We start from the raw sequence: 1,279 nt of genomic DNA on the forward strand, positions 1-1,279 counted from the left end.
CCGTGGGACAGGGAGTTGGCCGCGGCCTCGCTGACGGCCAGGACCAGGTCGCCGCGTCGCGCCGCGTTCAGCGCGGTCCCGCGGGCCCAGGCCTCTGCGTACTCGCGTACCTCGGCCAGTCCTCCGTGGGCGTACGCGAACCGGGGCGTGTCGCCTTCGGGTTCGGGCAGGGGGAGGTTGCAGTCCGCCGAGACCCGCGCGGCGTCGGTGTATGCCGGGCTCGGCAGGTCCAGGCCCGCCTCGATGAGGGTGGGGTGGGTGCGTCGTGCGTCGGCCAGCACGTGGGGTGTCAGCCCGTGTACGTCGTAGGGGCACAGAATCGTGGCGGGCCGGCCGGTGAAGGCTGTGTTGATGAGGGCTTCGTGTCGGGTGGCTTCCAGGATCTCGGCGGGGGAGCGGCCGGGCCAGATGGGTTCTCCGACGATGCGGACGGCTCGGCTGGTGTGGAGGTTGGCGAAGTCTTGCAGTGCGGCCAGGATGCGGCCGGGGTTGCGGCCCAGTTCGGTCATGTCCGTCCAGGTGACCGCGGCCGCGTTCCCGTCGAGGCTTTCGCGTAGGGCGTTCAGGTGTGGGCCCGGTACGGCGATGAGTACGGGTTCGTCGGCGGACAGGGATGCGTGTACGAAGCCGCCGACGCCGGACACGTAGGTGTCGAGGTCGTGGTAGAAGAGTGCGGGGTGGACGAAGGCCCCGGGCCCGGTGGGCTCAGGAACAGTGATCATGCTGCGACCTCCAGCGCGGCGCATTCGTCCGGGAACATTTCCACGACCTTGCGGAGCGAGTGCGGCGGGTCGTGGAGCAGCAGGCGTCGTCCTTGCCTGCTGAGGGCGGCCGCCGCCCGTGCGAGGGCGGCGACCGCGGCCGTGTCGAGAAATACCACGGCGGAGAGGTCGAGGTGGACGACGGGACCGGGAATCGCGGTCACGACGCCGAGCGCCGCAACCAGGGCTTGGCGGGAATCCAGGTCGCAGCTGCCGCTCAGCTGCGCTCCGGGCCGGTCCCGCAGCGGCTGGACGGTCAACGGCGTCGCCAGCGTCGCAGGCGTCGCCGGGCCCATTCCCTACTCCGTGAGCATGCCGGTGCGCAGCCGTGCCAGCGTGCGCGACAGAATGCGCGACACCTGCATCTGGGAGATGCCCAGCTCGGCGCCGATCTCTGCCTGGGTCTGCTCCTGGCCGAAGCGCATCCGCAGGATGAGCCGGTCGCGTTCGTCCAGCTGCTCCAGCAGGGGGGCGAGGGTGTGGAACTCCTCGAAGAGTTCCATGCCGGGATCGACGGC

3 protein-coding genes are annotated in these 1,279 nt (G+C 70.8%); all 3 read right to left on the reverse strand.

The window, feature by feature from the left end:
* On the reverse strand, positions 1 to 722 hold a 722-nt coding region (locus ACFVX6_RS40905; RefSeq protein WP_389699661.1), incomplete at its 3' end, for an anti-sigma factor RsbA family regulatory protein.
* Positions 719 to 1,057: an STAS domain-containing protein gene (locus ACFVX6_RS40910; protein WP_389699662.1), complete on the reverse strand. Its 339-nt coding sequence runs from the start codon at positions 1,055 to 1,057 to the stop codon at positions 719 to 721. The genes ACFVX6_RS40905 and ACFVX6_RS40910, both read right to left, overlap by 4 nt.
* Positions 1,058 to 1,060: 3 nt before the next feature.
* A partial coding sequence (locus tag ACFVX6_RS40915; protein ID WP_389699663.1) for a sigma-70 family RNA polymerase sigma factor occupies positions 1,061 to 1,279 on the reverse strand: 219 nt, incomplete at its 5' end.

The sequence above is a fragment of the Streptomyces sp. NPDC058289 genome, assembly GCF_042880975.1.
GTDB lineage: Bacteria > Actinomycetota > Actinomycetes > Streptomycetales > Streptomycetaceae > Streptomyces > Streptomyces stoeckheimensis.

Bases quoted from the DNA above. Each gene is read 5' to 3' on its own strand.
- ACFVX6_RS40910 (WP_389699662.1), bottom strand. From the start codon at position 1,057: ATGGGCCCGGCGACGCCTGCGACGCTGGCGACGCCGTTGACCGTCCAG.